At 60.5% G+C, this 17,842-nt stretch carries 19 protein-coding genes; 6 read left to right on the top strand and 13 right to left on the bottom strand.

The genetic code is table 11. The features are described 5' to 3' along the window. The first annotated feature begins 89 nt into the window (after positions 1 to 89). The 4 genes from O6760_RS03560 (at position 90) to O6760_RS03545 (ending at position 3,302) form a co-directional block, all read left to right on the top strand. Positions 90 to 410 (top strand): hypothetical protein, encoded by a 321-nt coding sequence (locus O6760_RS03560; RefSeq protein WP_269584108.1) that lies wholly within the window; start codon positions 90 to 92, stop codon positions 408 to 410. A gap of 164 nt (positions 411 to 574) precedes the next feature. Further along, on the top strand, positions 575 to 1,189 hold the full coding sequence (locus O6760_RS03555; RefSeq protein WP_269584107.1) for a GNAT family N-acetyltransferase: 615 nt from the start codon (positions 575 to 577) through the stop codon (positions 1,187 to 1,189). Next, positions 1,186 to 2,367, top strand: coding sequence for an aminotransferase class V-fold PLP-dependent enzyme (locus O6760_RS03550; RefSeq protein WP_269584106.1), 1,182 nt, complete (start codon positions 1,186 to 1,188; stop codon positions 2,365 to 2,367). Before O6760_RS03555 ends, O6760_RS03550 begins: the two co-directional genes overlap by 4 nt. A 293-nt stretch (positions 2,368 to 2,660) precedes the next feature. Further along, entirely contained in the window at positions 2,661 to 3,302 is a 642-nt protein-coding gene (locus O6760_RS03545) for a hypothetical protein (protein ID WP_269584105.1), read from the top strand. Positions 3,303 to 3,783: 481 nt separating this feature from the next. Here O6760_RS03545 and O6760_RS03540 read toward each other — a convergent pair whose 3' ends face one another. The 3 genes from O6760_RS03540 to O6760_RS03530 are packed head-to-tail and all read right to left on the bottom strand — an operon-like array spanning position 3,784 to position 6,367. Further along, complete coding sequence (locus O6760_RS03540; protein ID WP_269584104.1) at positions 3,784 to 5,016, bottom strand: flavin-containing monooxygenase; 1,233 nt, start codon at positions 5,014 to 5,016, stop codon at positions 3,784 to 3,786. A gap of 8 nt (positions 5,017 to 5,024) precedes the next feature. Further along, complete coding sequence (locus O6760_RS03535; protein ID WP_269584103.1) at positions 5,025 to 5,264, bottom strand: DUF1127 domain-containing protein; 240 nt, start codon at positions 5,262 to 5,264, stop codon at positions 5,025 to 5,027. Then, positions 5,261 to 6,367, bottom strand: a complete 1,107-nt coding sequence (locus O6760_RS03530) for a class I SAM-dependent methyltransferase (RefSeq protein WP_269584102.1) — start codon at positions 6,365 to 6,367, stop codon at positions 5,261 to 5,263. Before O6760_RS03530 ends, O6760_RS03535 begins: the two co-directional genes overlap by 4 nt. A 170-nt stretch (positions 6,368 to 6,537) precedes the next feature. Between O6760_RS03530 and O6760_RS03525 the strand changes: the two genes are divergently transcribed. Further along, positions 6,538 to 7,518, top strand: coding sequence for a GlxA family transcriptional regulator (locus O6760_RS03525; protein ID WP_269584101.1), 981 nt, complete (start codon positions 6,538 to 6,540; stop codon positions 7,516 to 7,518). A 268-nt stretch (positions 7,519 to 7,786) separates the two neighbouring features. Continuing rightward, on the top strand, positions 7,787 to 9,004 hold the full coding sequence (locus O6760_RS03520) for a tyrosine-type recombinase/integrase (protein WP_269584100.1): 1,218 nt from the start codon (positions 7,787 to 7,789) through the stop codon (positions 9,002 to 9,004). A gap of 366 nt (positions 9,005 to 9,370) precedes the next feature. Here O6760_RS03520 and O6760_RS03515 read toward each other — a convergent pair whose 3' ends face one another. The 10 genes from O6760_RS03515 to O6760_RS03470 all read right to left on the bottom strand — a co-directional run bounded on the left by O6760_RS03515 (position 9,371) and on the right by O6760_RS03470 (position 17,842). Next, positions 9,371 to 10,231, bottom strand: a complete 861-nt coding sequence (locus O6760_RS03515) for a hypothetical protein (protein ID WP_269584099.1) — start codon at positions 10,229 to 10,231, stop codon at positions 9,371 to 9,373. 18 nt (positions 10,232 to 10,249) lie between these two features. Continuing rightward, a complete protein-coding gene (locus O6760_RS03510; RefSeq protein ID WP_269584098.1) occupies positions 10,250 to 10,690 on the bottom strand; it encodes a hypothetical protein in 441 nt (146 codons plus the stop codon). A gap of 69 nt (positions 10,691 to 10,759) precedes the next feature. Then, positions 10,760 to 10,936, bottom strand: a complete 177-nt coding sequence (locus tag O6760_RS03505; protein WP_269584097.1) for a hypothetical protein — start codon at positions 10,934 to 10,936, stop codon at positions 10,760 to 10,762. 191 nt (positions 10,937 to 11,127) lie between these two features. Then, entirely contained in the window at positions 11,128 to 11,901 is a 774-nt protein-coding gene (locus O6760_RS03500; RefSeq protein ID WP_269584096.1) for an HpcH/HpaI aldolase family protein, read from the bottom strand. A gap of 3 nt (positions 11,902 to 11,904) precedes the next feature. Further along, on the bottom strand, positions 11,905 to 13,335 hold the full coding sequence (locus O6760_RS03495; RefSeq protein ID WP_269584095.1) for an NAD-dependent succinate-semialdehyde dehydrogenase: 1,431 nt from the start codon (positions 13,333 to 13,335) through the stop codon (positions 11,905 to 11,907). Positions 13,336 to 13,371: 36 nt separating this feature from the next. Then, on the bottom strand, positions 13,372 to 15,093 hold the full coding sequence (araD, locus tag O6760_RS03490) for an L-arabinonate dehydratase (protein WP_269584094.1): 1,722 nt from the start codon (positions 15,091 to 15,093) through the stop codon (positions 13,372 to 13,374). Continuing rightward, the gene (locus O6760_RS03485; RefSeq protein ID WP_269584093.1) at positions 15,090 to 15,911 is read right to left on the bottom strand and encodes an SDR family NAD(P)-dependent oxidoreductase; all 822 of its coding nucleotides are present in this window, start codon (positions 15,909 to 15,911) and stop codon (positions 15,090 to 15,092) included. Before O6760_RS03485 ends, araD begins: the two co-directional genes overlap by 4 nt. Further along, positions 15,908 to 16,909, bottom strand: a complete 1,002-nt coding sequence (locus tag O6760_RS03480; RefSeq protein WP_269584092.1) for a Gfo/Idh/MocA family protein — start codon at positions 16,907 to 16,909, stop codon at positions 15,908 to 15,910. Before O6760_RS03480 ends, O6760_RS03485 begins: the two co-directional genes overlap by 4 nt. Further along, positions 16,902 to 17,222: a cupin domain-containing protein gene (locus tag O6760_RS03475; RefSeq protein ID WP_269584091.1), complete on the bottom strand. Its 321-nt coding sequence runs from the start codon at positions 17,220 to 17,222 to the stop codon at positions 16,902 to 16,904. The genes O6760_RS03480 and O6760_RS03475 overlap by 8 nt, the downstream gene beginning before the upstream one ends. After that, positions 17,219 to 17,842, bottom strand: a complete 624-nt coding sequence (locus O6760_RS03470) for an ATP-binding cassette domain-containing protein (protein ID WP_269584090.1) — start codon at positions 17,840 to 17,842, stop codon at positions 17,219 to 17,221. Before O6760_RS03470 ends, O6760_RS03475 begins: the two co-directional genes overlap by 4 nt.

Raw genomic sequence — 17,842 nt, 5'->3', positions numbered from 1 at the left:
AACGAGCACGGCGCGGCGCCCAATGGGGCGCGGCGCCGCATATCTTTCCGGCGCCGGCGGAGGCCAGCGCCCGGATGCAAGGAGGAACCATGCCGGCATCTGATGTGCCCGCCTGGAAAAGGCTGACAAGCAGGGAAGAGTTCGTTGCCGCCTTCGCCGGCGTGACGCTTGTCGGGGAAGACCTGCGATTTGTCATTCACGAGGACGGACGGCTTGCCGGGGTCGCCGGTGGCCTGCCGCTGTCGGGAACCTGGTACTGGTCAGACGGCCTGTTTTGCCGCACGGCCGATCTGGACGGCGAACCGCTCGGACTCGATTGCGAGGTTATCGAATGCCGGGGCGACCAGATGCGCTACATTCGGGAGCGTGGGGAAGGAGACGCGTCGATCGTGGAGATCGCGCGGTCCTGAATGGTCCCGCCCATGTCCGATTGTCACCGGTCTTGACGGTTTGGCGCCTAGGCCGCCACCATCCGGTCAGATACACCTCCACCGCTTGTCGCAACCGCGAGAGACGGTTCCGGCCAGCCGAAACGGCGGTGCGACAGCGATGACAACCGGAGAGACCGAAAGCCATGAGCCATCAAGGATACGATACGGCAGCGTCCGTGGAAATCCGTCCCGCCACCCGGCAGGACGCGCGCGACATCGCCTCGCTCTTTCTCATTTCGTCGGACGGGCTGGCGGCCTACATCTGGTCGCTGATTGCGGAGCCGGGGGCCGATCTGCTCGACGTCGGCACGGCCCGCTATGAGCGCGAAAACACCGCCTTCTCCTACCAGAACTGCCACATGATCGAGGTGGACGGGCATGTCGCGGGCATGCTGCACGCCTTCGAAATGACGGCCGATGACACACCTGAAACCGACCCGGTGCTGCGGCCCTATTCGGAACTTGAGGATCCGGGATCGCTCTATGTTTCGGGTGTGGCGGTCCATGAAGCGTTTCGCCGCCGGGGCCTCGCGCGTAGACTGATGGAGCACGCCTATGCCGTTGCAAGGGCGCAGGGCCTGCCGCGCGTGTCGCTGATCTGCTTCGACAGGAACACGCCCGCGCTCGACCTTTATGTCTCACTGGGCTTTCGCGAGATCGACCGCCGCGCCGTGGTGCCGCATCCGAGCCTCCATTACCCTGACGGGAATGCCCTCCTGCTGGTCCGGGATCTCGAGCGCCAAGAGCAGGACGGATGATTGATCTCGACCGCGTCAGGCGCGAAACACCGGGCTGCGAAGCGTTCATTCACTTCGACAATGCCGGTGCCTCCCCGATGCCCGAGCCGGTCTTCCGGTCGGTCACCGGCCATCTGGACGCCGAACGGGCCGTCGGCGGCTATGAAGCGGAGCGGCGGGCAAAGCCGGCGCTCGACAGCTTCTACACCGGCATCGCACGGCTCCTGAATGCCGGCCCCGACGAGATCGCCTTTGCCGAGAACGCCACCCGCGCCTGGGACATGGCGGTCTACGCCCTGCCGCTCAAGGAAGGCGACCGGGTGATCACGCACGGCTCGGAATATGCCTCCAACATGCTCGCCTTCCTGCAGCTTGCCGCGCGCTGGGGGATCGGGATCGATATCGCGCCGTCGGACGAAAGCGGCCAGATCGACGTCGCGGCCCTCGACCGGCTCGTGACGTCCCGCACGAAGGTGATTGCGCTCACCCATGTGCCGACGCAGGGCGGCCTTGTGAACCCGGCGGAAGAGGTCGGGGCAATTGCCCGCAAGCACGGCCTGATCTACGTGCTCGACGCCTGTCAGTCCGTCGGCCAGATCGACATTGATGTCAGCAAAATTGGCTGCGACATCCTCACCTGCACGGGCCGTAAATACCTGCGCGGACCGCGTGGAACCGGGTTCCTCTATATCGGCCGGCGCCTGGCCGAGCGCCTCGACCCGCCTTTCATAGATCTTCATTCCGCGGTCTGGACCGGTGAGCGGCGCTACGACATGGCCTCCGGTGCGCGCCGTTTCGAAAACTATGAAAGCAACGTCGCCGGGCGGATCGGCCTTGCCAAGGCGGTGGACTATTCCCTTGCCATCGGTCTGCCGGACATCGAAGCCCGTGTCTCGGATCTGGCCGCTACCTTGCGCCGGGAACTGGCCCGCCTTCCGGGCATCGACGTTCATGATCTCGGCGACCGGAAATGCGGCATCGTCACCTTCTCGGCGGAGGGCCTGGATCCCTTCGACCTGCGAAGCGCGCTGTTTCAACGGAACATCAGCACGTCCGTCTCCACCGCCGAGCATGCGCTGCTCGATCTGGGGCGTCGCGGAACCGGACCGATCAACCGCGCGTCGGTCCACTATTTCAACACGGAACAGGAGATCGACCGCTTCCTCTCGGCGGTCTTGGCGGTTCAAAAAGATCTCTGAGTGCACGAATTCGGAAACGGGTCCTGAGCATCGCAATTTCATTCAATCAGTAGCAATCGGGAACACCCTTCGCCTCATCCAGTCGGTGCGCCACTTGGTTGAACATGAAGTTGTGCCTGTCTGTTGGTACATGTCACCAATGGCACGAATGCGGAAGACCAGGACAGGTTCTTCCGGCGCAAAGAGATGGTGACGGTTGGCGAGTTATGTGCTTGAGGCTTGTGAGTGCTTTCCGTTACCCGATGTGTAATATTCCAAATGAACGGTTTCCGAGAAAAGAGAGAGAATTTGGAATGCGCATTCTTATATTATTGGTGTTCTTGTTTGTAATTTTTTCGCCATTAGAAGCTTTGGCTAAGACCGGTGAATTTGTATTGGAAATAAATAAAAATGCTAAAGATTGCTTTCTGTATATCTTGCCTGATCAAGAACAAGGCCTCTCGCACGAATGGTCTTTGTCGGAGGACTTCTCGCCAACATTTTCGTTTAAAGAAGATGTTTCCTTTCTTGGTGATCCTAAATTCGAAGAAATTTGCGAAACTTTTTTTCTGAATAGTGGGTTTTCTACACCAGAAGCAAACAGCAAAATTCCCATTCTTCCCAGTGACGAAGATCCGCGTCTAATTAAGGATGAAATTGACTTCCTCATCGGATTGGAATTAGCCGGAAAAGCAATTGAAATGAACAATATGAGGGTAGCTTCCGGAATTTATGCCGGCCTTCTTTCTTCCGAGGAGTGGAAGATAAAGCACGGTGTTAAGTTGTCTATCGAAGTTCCTAGAGTTTATAATTCAAGTTATTTGATTGGTCAGGCGGTTCAGGGTTTTAGAATTACGCGTCCCTTTGTAATAAAAGTGCGGAAGGAAAATTATGACGGAATGACAGAAGATGTTGAAAAGACTATCGAATACATCGAAGAGTCAATGGGTAATTGAATGGCGACGGTTGGGGAACATTGTTGATGAGCGGCAGAAACGATGATTAACAAGCGCAGCTATGTCGCTGAATTTTTAGTTTGCGTATTGGGTTGGCTGGGTTTCTGGCATTCGAAGTATTCTGGCGAGGAATCAATATATTTGGATTTCATGTTGAGCTGTCTGACAATTTTGACCATAGCATTAATATTTGTTTTTGGGAGAAGAATTCTGGCGCGTGTCAATAAGGGATGAAAAATAGATAATTGTTTTTAAATATTGTAGTTATATCGAATACAGTTGAAGATATATTGTATTCTTTGAAGTAGAGTGTGTTTCTCTGTAATCTAGGTGCAAGTGCCAGTGGCCGTAAAGGGTTTCATGGGTGAGCATTTTGTCCATGTCACCGAAGTCACCTGTCCTTATGTCGTCGCGACCCCCGGGGGACCGGGAGTTTTTTGTCTCCCGGTCGTGCCGTCCGCTGTTGGGCAGGTTTCCTGTGTCAGTTTGCAAGGGAGACCTCACGGGCGGCAGGCTGGCCAGGCATGTCCGGCCTGGCGGATTCCGCCTTGGGGGCCTTTGCAATAGCATCGGCGATCCTTTCGCCCGCAATGCGCGCTGCGTCGAAATAGCCGGTGATGATCGGCCGGTATCCGGTGAACCAGAGCCCGGGATTGGCGGGATCGGCTTCACCCGACGGATGCCGGGGCTGTCCGTCCGCGTCGAGGACATCCAGATGCCCCAGCAGCGGCTCGAGCCCGGTGGCGTAGCCGGTTGCCGCGATCACAACGTCGGGATTGTCCGAACTGCCGTCCGAGAAGTAGACGCGTTCGCCGCGAAAGCAGGTGACGGCAGGGGCGACACGAATGCGGCCTGTTTTCATCGCGGCCACGAACCCGTCGTCGATCGCAAAGGCAATGCCGTCCCGGGCAAGGCGCGTGCCGCCGCCGTCCGGGTGAGACGTCAGGCCGTATTTGCGCAGGTTTCCCAGGAAGAGGCGTTCCGTGAGTCGGAACGCCGGATCGAGCACCTTCGTGGGCATCATGGCGAACACCCGGGCCAGGCGATGAAGGGGGAAACCGAAGATGCGGGCCGGCACCACGGACGGGCCGTGGCGGACCGAGACCATGATCTGCTTCGCCTGATGCCGGCTCAGGTGGTTCAGGGCGTCCGTTCCCGAATTGCCGGCGCCGACCACCAGAACCTTCCTGCCGTCGAAACGCGCGACATCGCCGAGTTCCGCCGCATGGATCAGCTCTCCGGTGAATGTGTCCCGTCCGGGCCAGTCCGGGATGGCGGGAACACGGTCGCGCCCGGTCGCGAAGACGACATGCGCAGCGCCGAAGTTGCCTGCCGCGGTCCGGACGCACCAGCCGGCGGCCCCGCGCTCGATCGCCTGGACATCGGCCCCGAACCGGATCGGCACACCGATCTTCAGCGCGTAGCGTTCAAGGTAGTCCACGACGCTGTCGCGTGTCAGGAACGGACCGTCCGAACCGGGCGGCCTGAGGCCCGGCAATTGGGCAAAGTGCCGGTGAATGTTCAGTCTCAGCGCAGGGTGGCGTGCCCGCCAGGGCTCCGCCACACGGGGTCTTGCCTCAAGAAGGGTGACGGGAATGCCACGTCTCTTTAGGGCTTCGGCACAGCCGAGACCGGAGAGGCCCGCCCCTATCACCAGCGTGTTGCCGGGTATCGTCGTTTCCATCTGTTCGTCTTTCATTGAGTGGTTGGGCATGAGTTCACTCACCGGTGCCTCAGCCTAAGGCGTCGGTGTTCGTTCGAATTGAGGTTGGGGATATCAGGGAGATCTGCCCTGTTGAGGCCGATGTCCTGCAACATGCGGTCGGGCTGGCGGCGCAGGTAGGTCATGTCGCGTCGCACGACTGCCTGCGTCTGCCAGTGCCGGGCTATCGCGAGCAGCAGTGCCCCGAAGCCAAGCCTACGGCGCATGTCGCCTGCAGGGATCGCGTTCGGCTCACTCATTGGAGATCCCGCGTGTCTTGTGGGTGCGCGACGTAGTAGGCATTGACCGGATCATGCGGCAGGCGGTGGGTCTCAACCGGGCCGAACCCGGCGGCGGCAAGAAATTCCTGTGCCGTTTCCACACCCCACATCGTGCCCAGACCCGGCCCGCCCTGCCCGATGGAGATCGGCGTGCAGTGCATGCTGGAAATCGTGAAAAGCAGCGGCGCAAACGGGTTGCCGATGTTCTTTTCCAGGTCCCTGGAACCGTCGATGTCCTGCATCAGGAAGACGCCATCGGACGCCAGCGATCTCCTGACGGTATCGAGCAGCCCTTGCGGATCCTTCTGGTCGTGCACCGCATCGAAGGCGAAGATCAGGTCGAAACGTCCGAGGCTCTCGGCCCGCGAAAGGTCGAGCGCCTCGAAGCGCAGGTTGTCGATGCCTTTTTCCAGGGCCTCGATCTGCGTGACCGCAAACGCCTCGCCACACAGGTCGTAGCCGGTGAACGCGCTCTGCGGAAAGGTTTCCGCCAGTTTCAGGAGCGCCCGCCCGCGGCCGCAACCGACATCGGCAACGTCGATGCCGCGCGCCAGCCTGTCCGGAAGACCGGGAACAATAGGCAGGATGCCGTCGATCAGGTTCAGGACGACACTCTGGTGGCTGTCTTCGGCCATGACCTCGTGAAAGCGGTGAAAATGGCCGTAATGAAGGCCTTCCCCGGAGCGGAACCGGTCGAGCATGTCGTCCTCGACGGAGGCGGCAAGGCCGATGAACTGGCTGGTCACGGCGATGTTGTTCGGACTGGCCGCCCGCGTCAGGAAGGCGGCATGTTCCGCAGGCAGCGTGTAGGTTTTCGTGCCGGGGTCGTAGTCGACGGCGCGTGACGTCACCATGACGGCCAGCCACTCGCGCACATACCGTTCGTTCCATCCGCCCGCGTCCGCCAGCTGGCGCGAGGTCGTGCCCGGATGCAGTGCCAGCGTGTCGAACAGTCCGGCGCGGTGGCCGAGGGACATCATGAGCGTGAACGCCGCTTCCGACAGGGTGCCGACGAGCCGTTCCGCGAAGGCGTCCGCCTTTTCGGTGTCGAAAAAAGGTGTCTGGTTTTGAAGGGTCATCATCGTCTCCTTGATCGCGGCAACGCTGCAAACGCTGCCTGTGCCAGGTGGCTATGGACCGGAAACGTCGTTTTCTGTAAGTTGAAAAAGGACCAAACCGGTGACAAACGGACATGAAAATCCAAAAAAAGAAGCTAAAACCGATAAAAACGGCCGTTATCGGCGGTCAATCCGTGGGTTCGTCCACGATGTTCGCACTGCTGGACGTGCTTGCGTCTGTCGGGCGTGACTGGGAAGCCCTGCACGGGCTGGAGCCGTGCGAGGTGGTCTCGTTCGAGACAAGCCTCAGAACACCGACCGGTGCGCCCTATTGGGACATCAACGGGCGCAAGATCACGCCGGATGCGGCGTTCGACGAGGCGCCGGTGCCGGATCTGGTGATCGTTCCCGACCTTCACGTTGATCCCTCGGCCGGTCTTCCCGAAGACATGCTGACCGCGGCAGACTGGATTGCCGGTTTGAGTGCCTCGGGCGCGGTGGTGACCTCGGTGTGTACAGGTGCGCTGGTGGTTGCGGCGTCCGGCATCCTGAACGGCAAGGACGCCACAACGCACTGGGGCGTGGCCGATGCGCTGGCCCGGCAATATCCCGATGTCAGGGTGCAGCGCGAGCGGGTCCTCGTGCCGGCCGGCGAGGGACACCGCGTGGTAACCGCGGGCGGGGCTTCGTCCTGGTCCGACCTGATGCTCTATCTGATCGCGCGGTATGCCGGGGCCGAAACGGCGCGGCAGATCGCCAAGGTATGGCTGCTCACCACGCATGACGACGGCCAGCTCAACTACGCTTCCCTGACCGCGGGCTGCCAGCATGACGACAAGCTGATCGCCGACGCGCAGGCCTGGGCGGCGGATCACTACATGGACGCCACGCCGGTCTCCGGCATGTCGGCCCGGTCCGGCCTCTCTGAGCGCAGCTTCCTGCGCCGGTTCAGGCGGGCGACCGGCCAGTCACCGGCGGAATACATCCAGACCCTGCGGGTGGAGGAGGCCAAGCAGATGCTCGAGACCTCGGATGTTTCCATCGACGATGTCGCCCTGGAGGTCGGCTATTCGGAGCCGTCCAGCTTCCGCTCGGCCTTCCGCCGGAAGGTCGGCATGTCCGCATCCGTCTACCGCCGCAAATGGCGATCGGTCGCCCCCGCCGCAGAGGTGTGACCCATGTCTCCGGCAAGGGACCTTGCCAATGTCTATACGTCGGAAAAGAAAAATGGCGGAGAGAGAGTCCGCCAAGATATGGGTCTCAACTCCGATCAAAGGGTTTCATGAACTATGAATATAGCTTTATATTTAAATGATTTATTGACCTTCTGCGCTTCCGTACCGTATCAATCTCTATCACGAAGAGGCAGCAAATATCACATCTCGTGATGGTCTGGATGATGGGCTGAATTGGTTTGGCCATGACGCGTTGGGGGACAGGACGATGCTGACAGATGCCAAAGCCAGGAAGATCAAACCTGGCGACAAGCCGGTTTCGGATGGGACTGTTCAGGGGCTCTATCTCTTTCCCGGAACGTCGGTCGGCAAGGCAAAGTGGGTGTTCCGGTTTGTGTCACCGGAAACCGGCAAGCGCCGGGATATGGGTCTTGGAAGCTATCCGGCCATCACGCTGAAGGAAGCTCGAGAAAAAGGCATTCAGGCGCGGCGGCTGTTGGAGAACGGCAAGGACCCGCTGAAAGAACGACAGCGGCTTCTGGTGACCGAGCAGCGCAAGATGTCGCTGCCGACATTTGCCGAGGCGGCACGCAAGGTCCATGAGGACCTGAAGGCAGGGTTTCGAAATGAAAAACATTCCAACCAGTGGATCAACACGCTGGAGCAATACGTGTTTCCCTCGATCGGCAGCATCCAGGTATCCAACCTGTCTCCTGCGGATTTCGCTGGTGCGCTGAAACCGATCTGGCTGGAAAAGCCGGAAACCGCATCGCGCGTCAAACAGCGATGCGATGCCGTGATGAACTGGTGCGCCGCGCATGGCCATATCCTGGCGAGCCCCGTTGGTGTTGTCAGCCAGCTGTTGCCCAAGCAGCCCGGCAAGCGCGAACGGGTTGCCAATCAGCCCGCCGTGCCCTGGCGGGATGTGCCTGCTTTCGTGAAGGGTGTCCTGCACGATGGCCTAAAGACACGCTCCAAGCTCATGCTGGAAATTCTGATCCTGACGGCGGCCCGTTCCGGTGAAGTGAGACTGATGGAATGGCGGGAGCTGGATCTCGAAAAAGGCATCTGGACACTGCCCGCCCAGCGCATGAAGGCAAAGGTCGCGCACCGTGTGCCGTTATCGTCCTACTTGATCGAGCTATTCGAGAACTTGCTGGAGGAAGCCGACCTGGATGTGACGGAGCTGGTCTTTCCCTCGCGCAACAACACTCCGGTCAGCGACATGACGCTGACCAAATGCCTGCGCGATCACAAGGTCGCCAGCGACACGCCGGGCCGCTTTGCGACAGCGCACGGCTTCCGGTCGAGCTTTCGGGATTGGGCTTCTGAAAATGGCTACCCCCGCGATCTGGCAGAAAGAGCCCTTGCTCACACGATCAGGAATGCGACCGAGGCCGCCTATCACCGGACAGACCTCTTGGACCAGCGACGGGACTTGATGCTGGCGTGGGAAGCCTGGGTTTTGCAGGAAATAGATGACTGACTTTGTACCGGAGTGCGAAGTCTCCTCCTCACTTTCGATGTGTCGACTCGGTGGAAGCGGCCTCCGATCACTTGAGGCAAAACGGTTTGTGGTTGCGTTCGATCGAGGTATTCTCTGCTCCTGAGGGCGCCTTCCAATGCCGATTGCCTCGACAGCCTGGCTGCAGGACCGTCAGGGACGCGAACCCCTGAGCCCTCACTTTGAAATCCAGAGAGCGCGGGGCACGAAAGGTCCGCTTCGCGTCCCCATTGCGGTCATACAAGTCTCGGTGGTTTCACGCTCCCGCAACCAACAAAAAGCGCCCGCATGGTGAAAACCGGCGGCTTTTTGCGTTTGGCAGGCCGCTTGCGGAAAAGGTGCCGAAACCTAAGGGCTGCGCGGAAGCCCGTAGCTCGAAGCCATGTCGGTGAAATAGGTTCTGGCCTCGCGATTGCTCAGCGGCTGGATCCGGGTCAGGAATTCCGGGGGGCGGCGTGGCTGGCCGGCACATTCGTCGATCATCATCGTGGTTCCATCCTGATTGGAGCCGCCCGGCACGCGCGTGTCGGAATGCAGGATCGGGTTGATATATTCCCGGTGAAGGCCGCGTTCCCGGTTGTCCCACAGATATAGAGCCGCGTCCTTCGACACTTCATGGCAGGAGGCAAGGGCCTCTTCCAGCGTCACCTCGCCCATGGCGATCAGCAAACCGATGACATTGGCCGTCAGGTCATCGGCGGCATAACCGCTGCCGCTGGCAATGCCTAACCAATCCGCGGTGTGCTGCAAATCCTCGAACGCAAATGAAACGCGAAGCATGATCGTCAAGGCGATCCGCTTCTTGAGCTCTTCGGTGAGTCTTGGCCGCACCAGATACCGTCCATGATAGCCCAGTCGTGCGGGAACCTGCTGGCTGTAGTTGACGATAAAGCCGGGGCCGAAAAAGGGGCGGCTGATACCGCCCAGACCCATTTCCAGCAGGCCGGGTTCGTAGCAGGTGCCGTCGTCTTCGGCCGGCAGGTAGGTTGGCGTGGGCGGCGCGGCCACGGGCCCGGTGCTCGACAGGATATAGGCGCAGTGTGTGGCGGTCGTCGCGTCTCTCAATTGCCGCCAGAGGTCGCTGGCACCGACAAAGGGCTGGGGGGACGTCGGGTCCATGTGACCGAGATCGAGCCAGCCGCAATTGCAGGTGTAGGTCAGTCCCCGGCGATTGCCATCCCGGTTTTCGATTTGCGAGCGGCTTCCCATGGTCACCTCCGGCGGTTGCTAGAATGATACCTTTTCGAATTCCGGCGTCGTCGCCAGGAAGAGGACGACAATGTCCCGTCCCTCTTCCGTGGCTGCATTGACATGAAGCTCCAGGCCGCGGGCGGACGTACCACCGCAATCAGCCAGCGATTGGGTTTGATCCGAGTAGGTTACCTCGCAGTCGATCGACGCCGCGTGGGCAAGGAACAGATCGGCAATCTCCTTCGCCGGCAACCCGGACCTGTAGCGGAGCCCACCTGAGGGCTTGCGGGCGCCGTCTCGGACTTCAAAGTCGTAACGCGGCGTATCGACCGGCTGCCAGACCGGGAAGTCCCGCATGACAGCGGGAAAATACCGGATCGCGTCCGACTCCGCCGTCACGTCGCTGACTTCGAGCGGACCGCCGCAACCGGCAAGCAGCAGAGAAGCTGCGATGATCAAGACGGGTCGGACGGACATGGCAACGCCGGGCTCCTGAAACTCTGTGTTGAGTATAGGGGCGGCGCCCGGCCAGGTGTAGGGGCTTTTTCAGGCAGTGGGCGCCCCGATGACATCCGGATGGGCATCCCTGAAGGCGTCCAGCGCGTTGCAGGCCGCCGCCACGCGGCGGATCTTCGGGAAATTCGACAGGTCCATGCCCCAGCATTCAGCGTTGTAGAGCTGCGGGATCAGGCAGCTATCGGCCCCAGAGCTGCCAGTCGGCAACGCGCCTCCTTAACAGACGTTCGAAAGTTTTAGAGGCCTTGCCAGAAGCGGACATTCGTCGTGAATACGTGACTGCCAACTTCGCGCATCGCATCGTAGGGGTCATCGATTCGGGGCTTCCGGACACCGATCGCGTTACGTTTCGATCACTACAACAAGCTCTTTCGATTGGTTCGGGAAGTGAGAGATGACTAGGCTCGGGATTGCCGAAACTCAGAAACAGCTTCCTTGGCACCCGCCTCGATAAACCGGGCGTCGGACCCGATTGTGACCAGGTTCATCCCGCGATCTGCCGCGTTCCGCGCGTAGTGCGGGGCACCACAGTGAAGGCAGCACCTGAGCCCGGCCGCGGCAGTGGTTCTGCGGATGTGTTCGATCAGATCAAGAACCTCAGGTTCGGTACGGTCGAAGCCCGGACCATGTCCAAAGGCGGAGCCGAGATCGGACGGACCGATATAGACGCCGGTCAGGCCGGGAACCTTCAGGATGTCTTCCAGTTCATCAACCGCGGATCTTGTTTCGATCATCGCGAGGGTGACTATCTCCCGATTGGCGAATTGCTGATAATCGGCCCCAAGCGCCAGCCGCGCCCGGATGGGGCCCGAGCTCCTGCCGCCTTCGGGTGGATAGAGGCATGCCGAGACAAATCGTTCCGCATCCGCAGCCGTTTCGATCATCGGCGCAATGATCCCCATCGCGCCAGCGTCCAGGGTGCGCATGATGGCAGCCTCATCCACCCAGGGAACGCGAACCATAGAGGCAGCACCGGACTTTTCGATTACAGGCAAGAGGGACAGGAGGTCCGCGTAATCGGCCGTTCCGTGCTGCAGATCCACCGTCAGGACATCCCATCCGGCAACCGCCATCGCCTCGGCGCTCAGGACCGAGGGTACGGCGAGCCAGCCATTCACTGCGGCACGTCCTTCGGCCCAGACCTTCCGCAGCGGATTTGAAAAACGCGTCATGTATCAGCCTGCCATGATGTGGGAGAGTTTGGTGTTTTGATAATCCTTGATGGCTTCGCGCCCGCCTTCGCGGCCCATGCCGGAATGATCGACACCTCCAAAGGGCGCTTCGGCATGCGCGATCATGAAAGTGTTCACCCCGACCATACCGGCATGCAGGCGTTTTGAAAGGGCTTCCGCCTTGGAATGACTTCCCGTGAAGGCATAGGCCGCAAGCCCGTAGGGGGTTGAATTCGCCCTGTCGATCGCCTCGTCGAAGTCCCTGAACCTGGCAATCGGCGCGACGGGACCGAACGGCTCTTCATTCATGATCTGCGCATCGTGCGATACGTCGGCGAGCACCGTCGGTTCCAGGAAGAAGCCGGCGTTACGATCCACCGGCCGGGATCCGCCCGTGACGAGTTTGGCGCCACGTTGCACGGCATCGCCAATGAGACGCTCGACCTTCTCGCGGCCCGATGGCAGCGTCAGGGGACCCATGGAGACTTTCGGGTCCTGACTGTCGCCGACGACGAGGGCTTCAGCCTCGGCCTTCATCTTGCTGATGAAACGGTCCGCCACGCTCTCTTCAACATAGAAGCGGTTGGGGGCGATACAGACCTGGCCGGCATTTCGGAACTTGAAAGCGGCGCACTGTGCGGCGGCTGCCTCCAGGTCGGCATCCGCGCACACGACAACCGGAGAATGTCCGCCAAGCTCCATGGAGCAGCGTTTCATCGTTCTGGCCGCATCCGCCATCAGCATCTGCCCGACGCGGGACGAACCGGTAAGCGAGATCTTGCGAACTTCGTTCGCGTCCATGATTGCTGGCGAAATGTCGTTCGCCCTGCCGAGCAGCACCTGCAACACGCCAGCTGGAACACCTGCAGCAACGCAGGCCTCGGCAATCAGCGTTGTCGTCATCGGAACCTGTTCGGAAGGCCGCACCAGGATCGGACATCCGGCCGCCAGTGCGGGCGCAATCTTGCGGCAGGGCAGGTTCACCGGGAAGTTCCACGCTGTGAATGCTGCGGCAATACCGACCGGTTCCGGCTCGATCAGAAGGCGCCCACCTTGCCGCGAAGGGATCGTATCCCCGAACAGCCGCTCGGCTTCGCCCGCATACCATTCGAATTGTTCGATAGCCGCACCGACTTCACCGGCCGATTGTGCGAAGGGGCGTCCGATTTCCAGCGACAGGGCAAGGGCAATCGTTTCAGTCCGGACGCGTATCTCCTCTGCGACCCGTCTCAGGATCCGCCCGCGTTCCCAGCCATGAACAAGCGACCAGGTCTTCATGGCATCGCGTGCGTGTCCCATTGCCTCCAGGACCTCGGCTTCACCGCAGGCCGGCTGCTCCCATAGTGTTTCGCCGTTGCACGGGTTGACCACTGGAATGGGCTTAGCACTGCCGGTGGTGCGAAATTCTCCCCCGATCAGGAGTTTTGGCTGCATGTCTGTCATCTTCATACCTGTCAGCAATAACCTGGTTCACAGAATCTCCGGTTCCGGCACCGCCGCCCCGAACCCGGTTTCAAGAAAGTCGAAATCGCATCCCTGGTCGGCCTGCAGCACATGGGCTGCGTAGGCCCAACCGTAACCGCGGCCGAATTTTTCGGCGGGCCGCGTCCACACCGACCTGCGTTGCGCAAGTTCGGCGTCGGAAACCTCCATCTCCAACTGTCCCTTTTTGGCGTCGACGCGGATGATGTCGCCCGTTCGAACAAGGGCCAGCGGACCGCCGACATGGGCTTCCGGTGCCACATGCAGGATGCAAGCGCCGTAGCTCGTGCCGCTCATGCGCGCATCGGAAATACGCAGCATGTCCCGCACTCCCTGCTCAAGAAGATATTTCGGGATCGGCAGCATGCCCCATTCGGGCATGCCCGGGCCGCCCTGCGGTCCCGCGCCACGCATGACCAGGACCGTGTCGGGCGTCGCTTCGAGTGCAGGATCGTCAATCTGTGCCTTCATGTCCCGATAGCTGTCGAACACCAGCGCAGGACCGCGGTGTCTGAGCAGTCTCTTGTCGGCAGCCGAAGGCTTCATAACCGCTCCGTAAGGGGCAAGATTTCCACGCAGGACCGCCATGGCAGGTTCAGTTGAAACGGGATCATCAAGTGTCCGGATTACGTCGGGAAGGTAGACTTCGGCACCTTCGATCTCTTCGCCCAAGTTCTTGCCCGAGACGGTGTGGGCCGTGACTTCCAGCAGGCCGGTCATCTGTGCCATAAGTGCACGCAAGCCGCCCGCGTAATAGAAGTCCTCCATGAGATATTTTTCACCCGACGGCCGGATATTCGCCAGAACCGGGACCCTTTGGCCGGCGACGCCAAAGTCATTGAGGGTAAGGTCGAACCCGGCTCTGCGGGACAGGGCGATCAGGTGAATGATGGCGTTGGTCGAGCACCCCATCGCCATGGCAACTGCAAGTGCATTGTCGAACGAGGCTCGGGACAGGAGGGAGGATGGACGCAGGTTCTCGTGCACGAGTTCCACCGCGCGGCGGCCGCAGGCCGTCGCAAGACGGATGTGGTTGGCGTCAGCAGCTGGAATGGACGACGAACCGGTGAGGCAGAAGCCGAGTGCATCGGCAATCGCTGTCATGGTCGCTGCGGTACCCATGGTCATGCAGTGGCCGTAAGAACGCGCGATTCCCGCCTCGACCGCCTGCCACTCCGCTTTGTCGATCCTGCCGGCGCGCCTTTCATCCCAGTACTTCCAGGTGTCGGCTCCCGATCCCAGCACTTCACCACGCAAGTTGCCGCGCAGCATGGGACCGGCCGGCATGAAGATCACCGGCAGATCCATGGAAATGGCTCCGAGCAGGAGACCGGGCGTGGTCTTGTCACAGCCACCCATCAGGACAGCACCATCCACCGGATGGGACCGCAGGAGTTCTTCCGTTTCAAGCGCGAGCAGGTTCCGGTAGAGCATGGTTGTCGGTTTGACGAAATTCTCCGAAAGAGACAGCGCGGGGAGTTCAATCGGAAACCCGCCTGCCTGCAAGACGCCGCGTTTCACGTCGTCGACGCGTTGCCGGAAATGCGCGTGACACGGGTTGATATCGGACCAGGTGTTGATGATGGCTATCACCGGGCGGCCATTCCAGTCTTCCCGGGAATAACCCATCTGCATCAGGCGGGAGCGGTGTCCGAAGCCGCGCAGGTCGTCGGTGTCGAACCATCTGGATGATCGAAGTCTAGAGGTCATTGCGATGCCGTGACCCCGCCATCGACATAGACAACCTGGCCCGTCATGTAGCTGCCGGCGTCGGATGCGAAGGCGATGACTTGACCGGCCACTTCCAGAGGATCGCCGATGCGGCCTAGCGGATTGCGCTCCAGGATGAAGTCCTTGAAAGACGGTTTGTCCAGGTGAGGCCGGATCCGATCGGACTGAATGAAAGTGGGAGCGACACCATTAACGGTTATGCCATGCGGCGCCAGCTCCATGGCATGTTGCTTCACGAGCATCACCAGCCCGCCTTTTGTCGCGCAATAGGCGGAATATCCGCGTCCTCTCAAGGCCAGTTGGGACCGCACCGAAAGCAGGTGGATCTGACGGCCGCCGCTGCCGCGCGCGATCTGGTCCCGCGCCACTGATTGCGCCAGAAACATCGCCGATTTGAGATTGGTCTGGTAGACCTCGTCGAAGGTCTCTTCGGTAACCTCCATCAGCGCCTGTTCACGTTGCACGCCGACGCAATTGACGAGGACGTCGATACCACCCATCAGCTTGACCGCCTCTTGCGTGCACTGTTCGATCGAAGCCACGTGCCTTGCATCAAGTTCAAGTCCGTCGGCCGTGCCACCATAATCAGCTATCCGTTCGGCAAGCCTGGTTGCCTTGTCGAACGATGGGCCAGCAATGACGACCCTTGCTCCAAGCCGGGCCATCGCGATCGCAATTGCTTCGCCGATTGCGCCATAGCCGCCGGGAAGAAAGACCCGCAGACCGTCGATGTTGAACAATCGGTCGATCCTGCCGAGATCTATTTCAGGTGTGAGGCTGCCGGTGGGATGGTTCATGATCCGACCTCCACGCCCACTGCACGATAGACACTTTCCATCAGGCGCAACGTTTCCAGATTATCGAGACGGTCTGTCTCAAACGGAGTTTTGTCACGCAGACCGGCGACAAAGGCTTTCATGGCAAGGTCAAAACACTCCTGGTAGCGCCCAAGAAGATCGACTTCCTCGGCCTTGTCCTCCTCACCGACCAAGAAAATGCGATTGAGCTCCATGACGATGGTCCCCCTGGTGCCGATCACTTCCAGGCGGTCGCCGTGAAGCGGCGGATAGCCGGGGGCTACGAGGCAGCCGTCGGCCGTTGCAATGAAACCGTCTTCTCCCTCCAGGAGAATGGCGGCCGTGTCCTCTCCCGGCAGCCCCTCGGCCAATCGGTTCAGCCTGGCCGAAACCACCTTGAGCGGACCGCACAGGCAGCGCAGCACGTCCAGATGATGGATCATCGTCTCGAAGACGAGATTGCGTTTGAAGCCCGTCAGGTAGGGTTGACGCTCCACCAGGAAGGGGACCGTTCCTTCACGAGGGCACAAACCGGATCCCCGGCAGGCAATCGACGCGTGCCGGACCTGACCGATGCGGTCCTCGGCGATCCAGCGTCGAACCGTCATGTAGTGCGGCCGGAAGCGGTAGTTCTCGTGCACCATGAAGCGCACACGGTCTCCCACATAGGCTATCAGCGCTTCCGCTTCCGCGACGGTTTCGGTCAGAGGCTTCTGGCACATGAGATGGACGCCGTGGTCGGCGGCCAGGCGGGCCACCGGTGCGTGAGCGCCGACTGATGCTGCGATGTCGACCGCGTCGAACCCGCCGTCGGCAAACATCTCACCGGCGTCCGCGTAGACGCGGGACACGCTGAATTCGGCAGCTCTGGCCTCCGCCTTCGTCCTGTCGGTGTCGCAAACGGCGACAATCTCCGCCCCTGCCGACTGCCAGGCCCTGAGATGATAGAGGCTGATCAGGCCGCACCCGACAACGGCGACCTTGAGTGCTTCAGTCATTGTCACCTCCGAAGTGTCCGTAGCCGTAGTGCCAGACCGACCCGCCAGCGGACTTCGTGATCAAGGTATGGGAGGCATTTGCCGGAATGCGCACCAAATCACCCGGTTCGCACCGAGCTGTTTCGCCGGCGACTTCTATTTCCATTGTGCCGTCAGCGACGACAACGAATTCGTCGGTGTCGTGCACGAAATCCCTCCAGATCTGGCCCTGGGGATCGCGAAAGGTGCCGAAGGAGAAATCGGGGAAGTCCGCCTTGACCGAGTCTGCCGAGACCGGGATCTTATAGGCGCGTTTGTGGAAGCATCCGCTCATGCTGCCCGCTCCATCAGCAAGTCGCCGAGATAGGCCCGCGCCGGGTCATGCTCGAGCAGCGACGCATAATCGGAAAAAGCTGCTACGGTTCCCTTTTCGACGAAGAGGAAGCTCTCACAGATCTCCTGGACGATCTCCAGGTGGAACCGCTCGTTGGGGTGGACGCACAGGAAGACCAGCCGGCCGTCCTTGCGAAGCTTGCGGAAGAAATCCAGCATGAAACCGATGTAACCATCCTGCGTGTTGAATTGCGGTTCGTCGAAGAGGTGCAAGAGCGGATAATTCGATCGTGCCGGTTCCATGAACACGTTCGGTTTGAACGACCGGAAATGGCGCACCTGATAGGACTGATGGTAGTGGATCGCCAGTCGGTCCCGCTGATCCGTGCGAACCTTGTGAATGTTGCGACCAGCGACGAGAACTTCGCCGGAAGTCGGTGCATTCGAGCCGGTCACAAGTTCAAACAGAGTTGTCTTTCCCGACCCGTTCGGCCCCATCATTCCGATGACACCCGGGCTCTCGATTGCGAAATCTGCGGCGAGACGGAACGTGGGTGTGCGATCGAACCGGCTGCGCGTATAGACTTTTTCGAGGTTTCGGACTTCAAGCATTTTCGTCAT

The sequence above is a fragment of the Roseibium sp. Sym1 genome (genome assembly GCF_027359675.1).
GTDB lineage: Bacteria > Pseudomonadota > Alphaproteobacteria > Rhizobiales > Stappiaceae > Roseibium.
The sequence above is the reverse complement of the archived record's forward strand: the minus strand, read 5'-3'. Positions and strand labels throughout refer to the sequence as shown.